Annotated in this window: 12 protein-coding genes and 1 tRNA gene; 5 read left to right on the top strand and 8 right to left on the bottom strand. The window is 35.1% G+C overall.

From position 1 onward, the window contains the following. From QYS49_RS04305 to QYS49_RS04295, 3 genes are read right to left on the bottom strand one after another with little or no spacing between them, the layout of a single operon-like run. Entirely contained in the window at positions 1-540 is a 540-nt protein-coding gene (locus QYS49_RS04305; RefSeq protein ID WP_308350443.1) for an FKBP-type peptidyl-prolyl cis-trans isomerase, read from the bottom strand. 1 nt (position 541) lies between these two features. Then, positions 542-1,477: an FKBP-type peptidyl-prolyl cis-trans isomerase gene (locus QYS49_RS04300; protein ID WP_308350442.1), complete on the bottom strand. Its 936-nt coding sequence runs from the start codon at positions 1,475-1,477 to the stop codon at positions 542-544. After that, complete coding sequence (locus QYS49_RS04295; RefSeq protein ID WP_308350441.1) at positions 1,464-2,507, bottom strand: DHH family phosphoesterase; 1,044 nt, start codon at positions 2,505-2,507, stop codon at positions 1,464-1,466. The genes QYS49_RS04300 and QYS49_RS04295 overlap by 14 nt, the downstream gene beginning before the upstream one ends. Before the next feature lie 194 nt (positions 2,508-2,701). Between QYS49_RS04295 and QYS49_RS04290 the strand changes: the two genes are divergently transcribed. Further along, a complete protein-coding gene (locus QYS49_RS04290; RefSeq protein WP_308350440.1) occupies positions 2,702-3,121 on the top strand; it encodes a nucleoside-diphosphate kinase in 420 nt (139 codons plus the stop codon). A gap of 74 nt (positions 3,122-3,195) precedes the next feature. Here the strand turns inward: QYS49_RS04290 and QYS49_RS04285 are convergent, their stop codons facing one another. The 4 genes from QYS49_RS04285 to QYS49_RS04270 all read right to left on the bottom strand — a co-directional run bounded on the left by QYS49_RS04285 (position 3,196) and on the right by QYS49_RS04270 (position 7,498). After that, positions 3,196-3,603, bottom strand: a complete 408-nt coding sequence (locus QYS49_RS04285; RefSeq protein ID WP_308350438.1) for a response regulator — start codon at positions 3,601-3,603, stop codon at positions 3,196-3,198. A gap of 107 nt (positions 3,604-3,710) precedes the next feature. After that, a complete protein-coding gene (amaB, locus tag QYS49_RS04280; protein ID WP_308350437.1) occupies positions 3,711-5,261 on the bottom strand; it encodes an L-piperidine-6-carboxylate dehydrogenase in 1,551 nt (516 codons plus the stop codon). Between the two features lie 195 nt (positions 5,262-5,456). After that, positions 5,457-6,935 carry a trypsin-like peptidase domain-containing protein gene (locus QYS49_RS04275; protein WP_308350435.1) on the bottom strand — a complete coding sequence of 493 codons (1,479 nt, stop codon included), beginning with the start codon at positions 6,933-6,935 and terminating at the stop codon, positions 5,457-5,459. Positions 6,936-7,057: 122 nt separating this feature from the next. Further along, positions 7,058-7,498, bottom strand: coding sequence for an Hsp20/alpha crystallin family protein (locus QYS49_RS04270; RefSeq protein WP_308350433.1), 441 nt, complete (start codon positions 7,496-7,498; stop codon positions 7,058-7,060). A gap of 267 nt (positions 7,499-7,765) precedes the next feature. Between QYS49_RS04270 and QYS49_RS04265 the strand changes: the two genes are divergently transcribed. Further along, positions 7,766-7,839: transfer RNA gene (locus QYS49_RS04265), tRNA-Asn, on the top strand. Positions 7,840-8,091: 252 nt separating this feature from the next. Here the strand turns inward: QYS49_RS04265 and cysS are convergent. Then, on the bottom strand, positions 8,092-9,579 hold the full coding sequence (gene cysS / locus QYS49_RS04260; protein ID WP_308350431.1) for a cysteine--tRNA ligase: 1,488 nt from the start codon (positions 9,577-9,579) through the stop codon (positions 8,092-8,094). 192 nt (positions 9,580-9,771) lie between these two features. Here cysS and rimP point away from each other — a divergent pair, with 192 nt between their 5' ends. The 3 genes from rimP to infB are packed head-to-tail and all read left to right on the top strand — an operon-like array spanning position 9,772 to position 14,584. Then, a complete protein-coding gene (rimP, locus tag QYS49_RS04255) occupies positions 9,772-10,245 on the top strand; it encodes a ribosome maturation factor RimP (RefSeq protein ID WP_308350429.1) in 474 nt (157 codons plus the stop codon). Between the two features lies 1 nt (position 10,246). Then, positions 10,247-11,488, top strand: coding sequence for a transcription termination factor NusA (gene nusA, locus QYS49_RS04250; RefSeq protein ID WP_308350428.1), 1,242 nt, complete (start codon positions 10,247-10,249; stop codon positions 11,486-11,488). 51 nt (positions 11,489-11,539) lie between these two features. Beyond that, positions 11,540-14,584 carry a translation initiation factor IF-2 gene (gene infB, locus QYS49_RS04245; protein ID WP_308350426.1) on the top strand — a complete coding sequence of 1,015 codons (3,045 nt, stop codon included), beginning with the start codon at positions 11,540-11,542 and terminating at the stop codon, positions 14,582-14,584. The last annotated feature ends 92 nt before the right edge of the window (positions 14,585-14,676 follow it).

Raw genomic sequence — 14,676 nt, 5'->3', positions numbered from 1 at the left:
TTAATCAACGATATTGACTAATTCCACTTCAAATAGCAATACAGTATTGGGTGGTATTGAAGGATTTCCTCTATAACCATATCCTAAATAAGAAGGTAAAATCAATGTAGCCTTAGAGCCCTCTTCTAATAATTTTATACCAATATCCCAACCCAAAATTACTTGGCGATCACCAAGCGTAAATTCGAAAGGCTTATATTCTCTTGTCTCACTATAAAGCCCAGCTTCCTTAGCCACAGATTCAATGGAAGTATCAAATACTTCACCATCCAGAAATCTGCCAACATAATTCACTTGAACTAATTGGCCATTTTCTGGATTGATTCCATTTCCTTCTTCTTCAATAATATAGAATAAATCGTAAGCGTTATTTCGTTGCGCTGTTAAATTATTCTCTTCTAAATAATTTTCTATTTTCGCAACATCTTCTGCCAATTGTTCATCTGGACATTCACCTCTTTGATTTTCACAATCATCATCGCAGGAAGTAATCAAGGTGGAAACCACCCCAATTACCATTAAAAAAAATATTTTTTTCATATTATTTTACCTCCACTAGCTCAACATCAAAAATCAATGTAGAGTTTGCTGGAATAGCAGCACCTGCTGCTCTCGGTCCATAAGCTAAGCCTGATGGAATATACAATGTAGCTTCACTACCTTCATTCAATAACATGATACCTTCATCCCATCCTCTAATAACTCTTCCTTTTCCAATCGGAATTTCAATTGGAGCATATTCTCTTTGCTCATTATATACACCTGCTTCTTTTGCTACATCTTCATAAGAAGTGTCAAAAACAGTTCCATCCATTAATTTACCTACATAATTTACTTTCACAGTATCTCCCGCTTCTGGCTTCTCGCCAGAGGTTCCTTTAGTGATCATGTAATATAAACCAGACTCCGTTTTCTCTGCTTCAATATTATTTTCTGACAAGAAATCCTTAATTAACTCATCATCAATCCCTTTCTGTTCTTCAGCTTCTTTCTGCATTCTTTGCATAGCTTCGCTTTTCTTTTGCTGTTGCCATTCCATAAATCCAGCTGTATCAAATTTTTGAATAGCTTTTGCATATATAGTTAGTCTCTCAGTCTTTTCCATATCTGGTGAAACTGGTTGCCTGAAGCCTTGAGTAAACACCTCGCTAGCAGTTAATTTAGTTTTGATACTATCTCCAATTTTTAATCCTTTTAAAATTGAGAACAAAGGACCTCTTGTTGATAATACTGAATCTTCAACTAGAATAGGTAATTCTCCCACTTCTTCGCTATTAAGCAAAACAGAGTCCTTGCTGTCTTCTAAACGCAATGAAAAAATTGCATAATCTCCTTCTTCTAAACTTTCACCATCATTAGAGTCAATCAAGACATATTCAACGCCTTCTGGTGTTTCTAATTTTTTCTCATTATTACATGCCCAAACTAAAGTAAGCGATAAGAATAATACGAATGATAACTTCTTATAATTGTTCATAAACTTCTATTTTTTCTCTGTTCTGTAATTGTTTTGCGTATTCTTTAATGATTTTTTCAAATAAATTGACAGTTTCTTCTAAGCTCTTTTCAACTTTTCCACCGGCAGCATTTTTATGTCCGCCACCTTTAAAATATTCTCCTGCTAGCGCATTCACTTCAAAATCACCAATAGATCTTAAAGATAACTTTGTTCCATCTTCTGTTTCCGTAAAAAGAGCTGCCATTGTAATTCCATCAATGGATAAGGCATAATTCACCAAACCTTCAGTATCTCCATTTTTGGAATTAAATTTTTTCAAATCCTCCATTGAAATTGCGAAATAAGCTGCATGTTCTTTTTCAAAAACCTGGAGTCTTTCACTCAAAGCAAAGCCTAAGAATTTCAAACGATCTAGGGAGTTAGTATCGTATATTAATCGTGAAACTTCTGAATTATTTGCTCCTAAGCTGATTAGTTCCGCTACAATTTCATGGACTTCCTGTGTGGTATTTGGATGTTTAAAAGAACCAGTATCTGTCATGATTCCAGCATATAAACAATCTGCCGTATCGTTATCTACCTGTTCTTTATCTCCAAAAAGCTTAATCAATTTAAAAATCAATTGAGCTGTAGAGGCAGAATCTACATCATGATAGACGTATTCAGCAAAATCATCAGGGTCACGATGGTGATCAATTAAAACTTTATTGGCCTTGGATGCTGCAACTGCCTCTCCTAATTCATTGATTCTTTTTAGGTTAGAAAAATCTAAGCAGAAAATAAGATCCGCCTCTGCCACAAGTTTTTTTGATTTTTCCTCGTTGCCATTTTCATTGTAGACGATTACATTCTCATTACCTTTCATCCAATTTAAAAAATTCGGGTAATCAGTAGGCGTAATCACTGTAGCTTTATGCCCAGTCTTTATTAGGTAATTATAAATCCCTAAACTACTTCCCAATGCATCTGCATCTGGTTTTTGATGGGTTGTAATTACAATATTTCGAGGTGTTTCTAATACCTCTTTTAGTTTTAATATATCCTGCATGAATCAGATTAACCCTAAGGGGATTAAATTGATCTGCAAAGTTGACAAGAAAATCATGAAAAACAAACAGCTAAATGACTGAGTCATTGTGAAAAAAATGAATTCATTTTGAGTTTAAGGAAATATAATATTTCATATCAGATTAATCCTTTAAATTTGCATCATAAAATATTCAAATCAATAAATTTAACACAATGGCTGGAAACAGAACATTTACGATGATTAAGCCCGATGCAGTGGGCGAAAATAACATAGGCGCAATTACTAAAATGATTGAGGAAGGTGGATTCCGAATTGTATCTATGAAAATGACCAAATTAAGCGAGGAAAGAGCCGGACAGTTTTATGCTGTTCATAAAGAACGTCCTTTTTATAAAGACTTAGTTGCTTATATGTCAGGAGGAAATATTGTTGCTATGATCTTGGAAAAAGACAATGCAGTAGAAGATTTCAGAAAATTAATAGGCGCTACTAATCCTGCAGATGCAGAAGAAGGCACTATTAGGAAAATATTTGCTACCTCTATAGAAGCAAATGCAGTTCACGGTTCTGATTCTGATGAAAATGCGCAAATTGAAGGAAGTTTCTTCTTTGCTGATATTGAAAAGTTTTAATATAGACTTTAGATAATCCATAAAAAAAGCCATTTGATAAACTCAAATGGCTTTTTTTGTGATAATTTTTTTAGTTAAATAGATAAATCAGTTAAGCTCTCCTGAGACAAAGGTTTATTCAGATATTTTTTAACGGCATCATATTTTTTGGATTTGCTAACGTCTTGTGGATTGATAGAAGAAGTTAGCATTATAATTTTACATTTTTCTCTAGTGCTATCTTTCAATTTATTGAATTCCTCTAAAAACTGAAAACCATCCATTAATGGCATATCTATATCTAAGAAAATGATATCAGGTAGAACACTGGAGACAATATCATCTCCCAATTGCTCAATATTTTTTAAAAATTCTATGGCACTTTTTGCACCTGTGTGTGTGTATATATATTTAGACAAGCCTGCAGCTTCAACCATTTTCTGGTTAATCAAATTATCGATTTCATTATCATCGATTAACATGACAGAATGATACTTACTCATATTGAATAATTTTTAATTTTGGAACAAGTTAATAAAATCAATATTCTTTAAAAACAATTCAATATAGAAAATGCACACGAATAAACGTGTGCATTTCATCGAAAAAATTAAATATCAAATTTTATTCCTTGAGCAAGTGGCAATGAATTTCCATAGTTCAAGGTGTTAGTTTGTCTTCTCATATAGGCTTTCCAAGCATCTGAGCCAGATTCTCGGCCTCCACCTGTTTCTTTTTCGCCTCCGAAAGCTCCACCAATTTCTGCACCGGAAGTTCCAATATTTACATTGGCAATTCCACAATCTGAACCTTTTGATGAAAGGTATCGGTGTGCCTCTTGCATATTATTCGTCATAATTGCAGAAGACAAGCCTTGTTTTACTCCATTTTGTAATGCAATAGCATTTTCAACATCTCCACTATACTTCATCACATATAAAATAGGAGCAAATGTTTCTTCTTGAACTATTTCAAAATGATTTTCAGCTTCAATGATAGCTGGTTTTACGTAGCAACCACTTTCATATCCTTCACCTTCTAAAACGCCTCCTTCAACTAATACTTTTCCACCTTCAGCTTTTGCTTTTTCAATGGCTTTTAAATAGTTGTTAACGGAATCCTTATCGATAACTGGACCCACATGATTTTTCTCATCTAATGGATTGCCAATGCTCAATTGTTTATAAGCATTTGTCATTTTGTCGATTAATTCATCATAAATATCTTCATGAATGATTAATCTTCTAGTAGAAGTACAACGCTGACCGGCAGTTCCTACTGCTCCAAAAACAGCCCCTATTAAGGTCATTTTTAAATCTGCTTCTTTAGAAATGATCATGGCATTATTTCCACCTAATTCTAAAATAGATTTACCTAAACGAGAAGCTACTTCCTGCCCAACGATTTTACCCATTCTGATGGAACCTGTTGCAGAAACTAATGGAACGCGAGAATCTTTTGTCATCATCTCTCCAACTTTATAGTCGCCATTTACTAAACAAGAAATACCTTCAGGCATATCATTTTCCTTTAATACTTCTGCAATGATATTCTGACAAGCAATACCAGTTAAAGGTGCTTTTTCAGATGGTTTCCAAACCGTAACGTTTCCACAAACCCAAGCTAAAGCTGTATTCCAACTCCATACGGCAACTGGAAAATTAAACGCAGAGATTATAGCGGTAATCCCTAATGGATGCCACTGCTCTTGCATTGAATGATCAGGACGTTCTGATTTGATGGTTAAACCATATAATTGACGAGATAAGCCAACACCAAAATCACAGATGTCAATCATCTCCTGAACTTCTCCCCATCCTTCTTGCAAAGATTTTCCCATTTCATAGGAAACTAATCGTCCTAATGGGTCTTTTAATTCTCTTAATCTGTTCCCAAACTGACGAACAATTTCACCTCTAGCAGGAGCAGGCATGTTACTCCATGTTTTAAAAGCTTCTTCGGCAGTTTGAATAGTTTTTTCATAATCTTCCGCAGTAGTTATTCCTACAGAAGCAATTTCTTTACCATCCACTGGTGAAACAGAACTAATTTTTCCGCTTCCTTCCATCCAGTTACTTCCGGTTGAAGTACCACCGTTATGGTCTTTTACTCCTAATTTTTTTAAGGCATCTGCTAAGCCGTAAGTTTTCTTAATATCCATAGTATTCAATAATTATAAAAAATAAGTGTTAATGGCTCTTTAAATAGTTTAAAGCACGTTTTCAACTGAAAATCAATTATTTCAGCAGGCATCTCCAATTTTTAATGGCACAAAATTGGCTTTTTTTAAAGGATAACAAAAGAAAAAGGCACTCGTATTTGAGTGCCTTTGAAAATTATTTACTAAAGTTGGGGGTTATTGTATTCCCATTCCATAGTATGCTTTTGTTCCATCCGGATATACACCTTCAATTAAAACACCTCCTTGTTTTCCTCTCAGTGTTGTTATTAAATGCTCGGTATCTTTAATCGCTCCTTTATCAACAGCGGTAATAATGAAGCCTTCTTGAATTCCAATTTCTTTCCATTTGCCAGCTTCAATCTCAATTACCTTTGAGCCTCCATTAATACCAAGGCTTTCCAATTCTTCTTGACTAACATCTTCAAAAGTTGCACCACCTAATACCCTTGCAGTACTAGCTTCTACTACTTCAGTTGTATTCATCAAGCTTTTCAATTCTACAGAAGCAATTCTCTCCTTTCCATCTCTTAAGTATGTTACTTTCACTTCTTCTCCTGGACTGAACCTTGCAATTTGCTCTTGCAATTCTGCTACATTTGAAATATCCTTATCATTAATTTTAGTTATAATGTCTTCACCTTTCATTCCTGCTTCCTCTGCTGCACTTCCAGGTGTTGTTCCATCAACATAAACTCCAGAAGTTGTAGGGAAGTCCGTTTCGCCCAATCTTGGGTCATTTAAGTCAACTATGCTAACTCCCAGAACAGCCCTTTGTACTACACCATATTCTTTCAAGTCATTAACCACTTTTTTAACTAAAATGGATGGAACTGCAAATGAATATCCAGCATAACTTCCTGTAGGAGTTGCTATTGCCGTATTTACCCCTATTAATTTACCTGATAAGTTTACTAATGCACCACCACTATTTCCAGGATTTACTGCAGCATCGGTTTGAATAAAAGACTCAATTCCATATCTGTTTTGTCTATTGAGTATGTTAATGTTCCGTGCTTTTGCGCTAACGATTCCTGCCGTTACAGTAGAGGTTAAATTAAATGGATTACCAACCGCTAATACCCATTCTCCAATTTTAGCATTATCGGAATTTCCGAACTCCACAAAATTTAAATCCTGTTCCTCAATCTTTAATAACGCTATGTCTGTATTTGGGTCGGTTCCAATTACTTTTGCATTGTAACTTCTATTGTCATGTAAAACTACTTCTAAGTTTGAAGCGTTTTCAACCACATGGTTGTTGGTAACAATATAGCCATCTGGAGAAACAATAACACCAGAGCCAGAGGATTGTCCTTTTCTTGGCTGTGGGTTTCTATCTCCATAGTAATCGCGAAATAATTCTTCAAAAGGTGATCTTCCTTTCGGCATATCTCTTTCTACTTCTGCCTTAATATGTACTACCCCTTTAGTGACTTGCTCTGCTGCATGAATGAAATTAATTCCTTCAGGCACATTATATTCTGTTTCATCTAAGAAACTTGAAAACCGTGTGTTGTTGGATTGAATTTCTTCAAAACTTTGATTGTCTGTTGCTGATTGGGTAGGATTAAAATAAATATACCCTCCAACTGAAATTAACGCGCTCAATATGGAGGCAAAGATAATTCCTATAAAAAACTGTTTCTTTTCCATCTCTCTAAATCTTTTTAAAACTTGACTTTAAAACGAAGAATAAACGCTTCTGTTCTAATCCTTATTGTATACACAAAAAAAAGGGGCAATATGCCCCTTCAATCTAAATCATAACGAAATGATTATTTAACCTGAATTGTTCTTTTCAATTCTTTTTTCTCATCCTTAGGAATCACAATGTTCAATATTCCATCTTGATAAGAAGCTTCAATTTTATCCTCTTTTATATTTTCTGGAAGATGGAATGTTCTTGAGAATGAACCATATTGTGTTTCTACTGAATGATAATTTTTCTCATCTTTCTTTTCCTCAAACTTTCTTTCACCAGAAATCGTGATTGAACCTTCATTCATATTGATGTTGAAATCTGATTTCTTCATGCCCGGTGCGGCAAGTGATATTTCAAAAGCATTTTTGCTTTCTGCAATATCAACCTGAGGAGCAAAATGTTGCATTTCTTTACCAATTCCATTGAAGGATTCGTTAAAGAATCTGTCTAATACACTTGAAAAACTTTTGTTTGCAACATTAGGTAAACTTGGGTTATATTTTATAAGTGTCATAGTTTTTATTGTTTTAAGGTTTAACATTTAATTTTAATGAGTCTATAGAAAAATCTGTACCAATTAATTTTTTACATGGGAATAAGACATAATGGCACTATTCTAATAATATATACTAATATATTATGTCATAATGGCTGATTTACAAGAATTATTGATTTATGAAGCTGACAAGGCTTACTAGAAAAAATATTTTTAATTTTTTTAAAAGAAGTGTTTGGAAATAATAAAAGAGGCTTGCATATTTGCATTCCCAAACGGAAAAATTCCTCTTTAGCTCAGCTGGTTAGAGCATCTGACTGTTAATCAGAGGGTCCTTGGTTCGAGTCCAAGAAGAGGAGCAAAGCCTTACAGAAATGTAAGGCTTTTTTTATGTCTGATTTTTTGAGAACTTATAAAACCAATTATTTATAAGTTAACTTTAACCTAAATAGAGCGGTTAAAATACAAATTCGTTTTATGTTAATTCAACAAAGAATTTGCTTTCAATTCACTATTTATTTCTTCTAAAAATAAAAGTATTCCAAAAAAATAGGTGAACCAATTCTAAATTGATTCACCTATTTTTTTTAAGGTGTAAATATTACTGAAGCTTATTCTTCATATCCCCAATCAACACCAGTTTTTAGATCCTTAATGATTAATTTATTAGATTTTAGTATTGCTCTAATTTCATCTACTTGATCATAATTCTTTTCTGCTTTGGCTTTTTTATAAAATTCAAGCAAAGCATTAATTATTGGATCAACTTCGGTAGGCGTTTCTTCTTTCAAGCCCAATACCTCTTCCATAAAAGTCTGATAAGTATTGGAAAGCTTTTCAAAAGCATCTTGCCCGATTTCCCCAAATTTAAGCTGACCAGTATGAAGGGAATTGATTTTCTTTAATAATTCAAAGAGCTGAGCAATGGTTTTAGCCGTGTTAAAATCATCGTTCATGGATTTGTAACAACCTTCACTAGCTTGCTCTATCTGACTGATGGCTTTCTCATTTTTCTTGCCCTCATCACTTTTGAAGTTTAAGCTTTTGATGATTTTCAAACCATTAGCTAACCTTCGATAACCTTTTTGTGCCGCTTTAAGTGCTTCATTGCTAAAATCCAAGGTACTTGAATAATGCGTTTGCATCATAAAAAAGCGAACAGTCATAGGAGAATAGCCTTGCTCCAACATTTCATGATTACCAGTTACCAATTGTGTTGGAAGGAAAGAATTGCCCAAAGATTTACTCATCTTCTGACCATTTACTGTCAGCATATTAGTATGAATCCAATAATTAACTGGGTTCTTTCCATTGGCACCTACCGCCTGCGCAATCTCACATTCATGATGAGGGAATTTCAAATCCATTCCACCACCATGAATATCAAAAGTCTCTCCTAAATATTTGGTACTCATCACAGTACACTCTAAGTGCCAGCCCGGAAAACCATCACTCCAAGGTGAAGGCCATCGCATTATATGTTCCTCTGAAGCTTTTTTCCATAAAGCAAAATCAAGCGGGTTCTTTTTATCATCCTGCCCATCCAATGTTCTAGTATTACTTTGGAGATCTTCTATTTTTCTTCCACTTAATTTACCATATTCATGGGCTTCATTATATTTGGAGACATCAAAATAGATAGATCCATTTTTTTCGTAAGCCCAACCGTTTTCTAGTAATTTTTTATTGATTTCAATTTGCTCCACTATATGTCCTGTAGCAGTGGGTTCAATATCAGGCTCCAAAATATTAAAAATATCCATCACCCTGTGGAAACCATTGGCATATCTCTGGACAATCTCCATTGGTTCCACATTTTCCAGCTTGGCTTTTTTACCAATTTTATCTTCTCCATCATCGGCATCATCCACCAAATGACCTACATCCGTGATGTTTCTAACATATCGAACTTTATATCCTAAATGACGCAGGTAGCGATTGATGACATCAAAACTCATGAACGTTCTAACATTTCCCATATGGGCATCACTATAAACAGTGGGGCCGCAAACATACATTCCAACAAATGGAGGATTGATGGGTTTGAAGATTTCCTTCTGTCGAGTTAGCGAGTTTTGTATCTTTAATTCTTTGTCCATAAGGCAAAATTATAAATAAGATTCTCTTTTTTGGCACAAATTCCTGATTGAATTTATACTTCTATACTAATAATATGTAAATCTGTTAGCCCACACTATTTGTTTTGCTCAATTATTTACTCTAAATTTGCAACAAAGTTAGTAAAACAACATCATGAGGGGGCTTTTAAGTCCCCTCTTTTTTATCGTAGAATGATAGGTTTAGAAGAAAAAATAAAGGCTTATTTAGGAGAGATTATCACAGAGGAACAATATTTTATTGTAGAAATTGTGATTAGTGGAAACGATAAATTGAAAATCGTTGTACTACTTGATGGTGATGAAGGCGTGTCGATTGATTATTGTGCGAGTGTTAGCCGTCAATTAGCGCATCGAATGGAAGAAGATGAAGTATTGGAAAATGCATATGTATTGGAAGTTTCTTCACCTGGATTGGATCATCCGCTTACTAACCTTAGGCAATACTTGAAAAATATTGGCAGGAAGGTTAAAGTAGATACTACAGATGGAAAAGCCATCAGAGGAGAACTTTTGGAAGCAAAAGAAGATTTCATTCTTGTAAATCAAGAAATAAAGGAAAAAGGAAAGAAGAAAATAAAGTTGGAGGAAACGAAAGTTTCATTCGAAAATATAGACAAAACTAAAGTCTTGGTTTCATTTAAGTAACATGGACACTACAAATTTAATAGAATCGTTTGCCGATTTTGCAAGGCAGAAAAATATCGACCGTCCCACCATGATTCGCATCCTGGAGGATGTGTTTAAAACCATGATTCGTAAAAAATACGAAACGGACGATAATTTTGACATTATTATAAATGCTGACAAGGGTGACCTTGAAATCTGGCGTTTTAGAGAAATCGTTGACGATAATTCTGAGGATATCTGGGATCATGATAAAATCAGTTTAACTGAAGCGAGAAAAATTGAGCCCGATTTTGAAATTGGTGAAGAGGTTGCTGAGGAAGTAGAGCTAGAGCACTTTGGAAGAAGAGCTGTAACTACTGCTCGTCAGACGCTTATTCAAAAGGTAAAAGACCTTGAGAAAGATATTTTATTTAATAAATACAGTGAGCTTGTAGGAGAAATCATTGCCGGTGAAGTTTACCAAATCCTAAGCCGTGAAACTTTATTGACGGATTCGGATGGTAATGAACTGGTTTTGTTGAAATCTGAGCAAATCCCGAAAGATAGATTTAGAAAGGGAGATTCAGTTCGTGCGGTTGTCCACAGAGTGGAAATGCAAAACGGAAATCCTAAAATTATTCTTTCGAGAACTTCTCCGGTTTTCTTGGAACGTTTGTTCGAACAAGAAGTACCAGAAGTTTATGATGAATTGATCACGATCAAGAAAATTGTAAGAGAGCCTGGTGAAAGAGCTAAGGTGTCAGTTGAATCCTATGATGATAGAATTGACCCAGTAGGTGCTTGTGTTGGGATGAAAGGATCAAGAATTCACAGTATTGTAAGAGAATTACAGAATGAAAACATTGATGTAATTAACTTTACTGAAAATATGGAGCTTTATATTCAGCGTGCTTTAAGCCCTGCGAAATTAAGTTCTATGAAAATAGATATAGAGAATAAACGAGTTTCAGTATATTTGAAACCTGATCAAGTCTCTTTAGCTATTGGTAAGGGAGGTCAAAATATCAAATTGGCAAGTAAATTAGTCGGAATGGAAATAGATGTATTCCGCGAATTAACTGATGCTGAGGAAGAAGATGTATTGATCGATGAATTCAGTGACGTATTGGAAGATTGGGTTATTGAAGAATTGAAGAAAGTTGGGCTTGACACTGCCAAAAGAGTGTTGGAATTAGGAAAAGAAGAGTTGGTTAGAATGACCGACTTAGAAGAAGAAACAATAGACGAGATATTTAAAATATTTAGTCAGGAATTTGAGTAAACATTTTTAATACTCAGGTTCAATAATTTTTTAGCAGAATACAAAGCATTTATGTCAGAAGAAAAAATGATGCGACTCAACCTTGCGGCAAGGAAATTGAATGTAGGAATATCTACAATCACAGATTTCTTGGGCAAAAAAGGATATGAGGTGGATAGCAAGCCAAACTCAAAAATTACTGAAGAGCAATTTGGAATGCTCGCAAAAGAGTTTGCCTCCTCTGCACAAGAGAAAGAGGAAGCATCCAGTTTGTCCATTGGTAAAAAACATAATAGCAATGTAGTTATCGATTCAGACGGGGATAGCAATGATAGTGATGACGAAGAAAAAGTCTTGATTAAAAATGCAGGTGAGGGCAAAGAAAAAAGTGCTCAATCAGAACAAAAACCTGAAGATAAACCAGCTGCTAAAAAAGAAGAGCCTAAAGAGGATGTCTATAAATCTGAAAGTCCTAAATTATCGGGGCCTAAAGTTTTAGGCAAAATTGATTTAGACGAACATAAAAAAGGTAAGAAGCAGGAAACTCCAAAACCTGCAGAGGAACCTAAAAAGGAGGAAGGACCTGTTGCAGAAAAGAAGCAACCTGAAGAAGCTCCAAAAGGAAAAGTAGAAGCGAAAGAGGAGAAAAAAGAAGAGCCTAAGAAAGAGGAGTCCAAAAAAGAAGAGCCAAAAAAGGAGGAGAAAAAGCCAGAAGAGAAAAAGGAAGAAACAGCTCCTAAAGCTGAAAAGCCAAAAGAAGAAGAGAAAAAAGAAGAACAGCCAAAAGCTGATACTCCGAAAGTTAAAGAGGAAGCTCCGAAAGAGGATAAAAAAGCGGAGGATAAACCAACCGAAAAACTTCCATTAACTCAAGAAAAGGCACAAGATTCAACTATTTCTGCTAAGGCAGATTCATTGAAAGGCCTTACTGTATTAGGTAAAATAGATTTACCTAAAGAGAAGGAAAGAAAAGGTAAAAAAGGTGTTAAACCAGTAGCTTCTTCAGATGATAAGAAAGAAGCAAGAAGAGGAAAACGACCAAGAAAGAGAATTGCCCCTAATAAACCACAGGATTCTAAACCAGGTGGTGGAGCTGGCGGCCCAGGTCAAAACAGAGGACCAGGTTCAGGTCAGCAAGGACAAAATAGAGGTGGCGGAAGCGATAGAAACAGAGGCAGAAGAGGTAGAGTAGAAAAAGCGGAGCCTACAGAAAAAGAAATTCAAGAACAAATTAAGCAAACCATGGCTCGCTTGAGTGGTAAATCACCAGGAGCTAGTGGTAATCGTTCAAAATATAGAAAAGAAAAACGTCAAACTCAAGCTGATAAAAGAGAGGGAGACATACAACAACAAGAACAAGAATCTAAACTTCTTAAAACAACTGAATTTATATCAGCTAATGACTTAGCATCTTTAATGGATGTGAGCGTAAATGATGTCATCGCTAAATGTATGAATTTAGGAATATTTGCATCCATCAACCAAAGATTAGATGCAGAGACCATCACTATCATTGCTGATGAATTCGGTTATGATGTGAAATTTACTGAAGCAGACGATGAAACAGAGGTTTTTGAAGAGGAAGATAACCCAGAAGACTTGAAGGACAGAGCTCCGATTGTTACTATTATGGGACACGTTGATCATGGTAAAACTTCATTACTAGATTTTATTCGTGAATCTAAAGTAACAGCAGGTGAAGCCGGTGGTATTACTCAGCATATTGGTGCTTATGATGTGATGACTGAGTCAGGCAAGAAAGTTGCTTTCTTGGATACTCCAGGTCACGAGGCTTTTACAGCCATGCGTGCTAGGGGTGCTAAAATAACAGATGTTGCCATCATTGTTGTAGCAGCTGATGATGCGGTTATGCCTCAAACAAAAGAAGCTATTAATCATGCACAAGTAGCTGGCGTGCCTATGGTGATTGCCATTAACAAAGTGGATAAGCCAAATGCTAACGTTGAAAAAATTAAAGAACAATTAGCCAATATCAACATTTTGGTTGAGGATTGGGGAGGTAAATATCAGTGCCAAGAAGTATCTGCAAAAACAGGTCAAGGTATTGAAGACTTATTAGAAAAAGTATTGCTTGAAGCAGAAGTATTAGAGCTCAAAGCAAATGCGAATAAATCAGCAGTAGGAACTGTGGTCGAAGCAGAATTGGATAAAGGTAGAGGTTATTTAACTACTATCATGATTCAGGCAGGTACATTAAAAATAGGAGATGTAGTCTTAGCTGGCGCTCATTACGGTAAAGTAAAGGCTATGTTTGACCATAAAGGACAAAAGGTGAAAGAAGCTGGCCCGTCTACTCCGGTTCTAATGTTAGGTTTGGATGGAGCACCGCAAGCTGGTGACCGTTTCAACGTGATGGAAACAGACCGTGAAGCAAGGGATATTGCTAATAAGCGTGAGCAAATTCAGAGAGAGCAAAGTATGCGAACTAAAAAGCATATTACACTTGATGAAATTGGACGTAGATTGGCTATTGGTTCATTTAAGGAGCTGAATGTAATTGTTAAAGGTGATGTTGACGGTTCTATTGAAGCACTTTCTGATTCATTATTGAAATTATCAACTGAAGAAATTCAGGTTAATATAATCCATAAAGCGGTAGGACAGATTTCAGAATCTGATGTATTGCTAGCATCAGCATCGGATGCCATTATTTTAGGTTTCCAAGTTAGACCTTCTCAAAATGCTAGAAAAATAGCTGATAATGAAGAAATCGAAATTCGATTATATTCTATTATTTATGATGCTATCAATGAGTTGAAAGATGCCATGGAGGGTATGTTAGCACCGACTAAAGAAGAGTTTATTACTGGTAATATTGAGGTTAGAGAGATATTCAAAATCTCTAAAATTGGTACTGTAGCAGGTTGTATGGTGACTGACGGATATGTGAAAAGAAACAATAAAATCAGGTTGATTAGAGATGGAATTGTGAAGTATGAAGGAGAAATTGATCAATTGAAACGTTTCAAAGATGATGTACAGGAAGTGAAGAAAGGCTATGAATGTGGTATCAGTATCAAAGGCTACAATGACATTGTCGAAGGTGATGTTATTGAAGGATTTGAAGAAAGAGAAGTAAAAAGAACTTTGAAGTAAATTCAAAGTTAATACATAAAGATAAGAGCCGGTTAGATGAAATTCTAATCGGCTTTTTTTGTTTAATAGAGATTTGTCTATAATAATAGTTA

Source organism: Marivirga salinae, assembly GCF_030503855.1.
Taxonomy (GTDB): domain Bacteria; phylum Bacteroidota; class Bacteroidia; order Cytophagales; family Cyclobacteriaceae; genus Marivirga; species Marivirga salinarum.
This window is presented reverse-complemented; position numbering and strand designations above follow the sequence as displayed.

Bases quoted from the DNA above. Each gene is read 5' to 3' on its own strand.
- QYS49_RS04305 (WP_308350443.1), bottom strand. From the start codon at position 540: ATGAAAAAAATATTTTTTTTAATGGTAATTGGGGTGGTTTCCACCTTG.
- QYS49_RS04300 (WP_308350442.1), bottom strand. From the start codon at position 1,477: ATGAACAATTATAAGAAGTTATCATTCGTATTATTCTTATCGCTTACT.
- QYS49_RS04295 (WP_308350441.1), bottom strand. From the start codon at position 2,507: ATGCAGGATATATTAAAACTAAAAGAGGTATTAGAAACACCTCGAAAT.
- QYS49_RS04290 (WP_308350440.1), top strand. From the start codon at position 2,702: ATGGCTGGAAACAGAACATTTACGATGATTAAGCCCGATGCAGTGGGC.
- QYS49_RS04285 (WP_308350438.1), bottom strand. From the start codon at position 3,603: ATGAGTAAGTATCATTCTGTCATGTTAATCGATGATAATGAAATCGAT.
- amaB (WP_308350437.1), bottom strand. From the start codon at position 5,261: ATGGATATTAAGAAAACTTACGGCTTAGCAGATGCCTTAAAAAAATTA.
- QYS49_RS04275 (WP_308350435.1), bottom strand. From the start codon at position 6,935: ATGGAAAAGAAACAGTTTTTTATAGGAATTATCTTTGCCTCCATATTG.
- QYS49_RS04270 (WP_308350433.1), bottom strand. From the start codon at position 7,498: ATGACACTTATAAAATATAACCCAAGTTTACCTAATGTTGCAAACAAA.
- cysS (WP_308350431.1), bottom strand. From the start codon at position 9,579: ATGGACAAAGAATTAAAGATACAAAACTCGCTAACTCGACAGAAGGAA.
- rimP (WP_308350429.1), top strand. From the start codon at position 9,772: ATGATAGGTTTAGAAGAAAAAATAAAGGCTTATTTAGGAGAGATTATC.
- nusA (WP_308350428.1), top strand. From the start codon at position 10,247: ATGGACACTACAAATTTAATAGAATCGTTTGCCGATTTTGCAAGGCAG.
- infB (WP_308350426.1), top strand. From the start codon at position 11,540: ATGTCAGAAGAAAAAATGATGCGACTCAACCTTGCGGCAAGGAAATTG.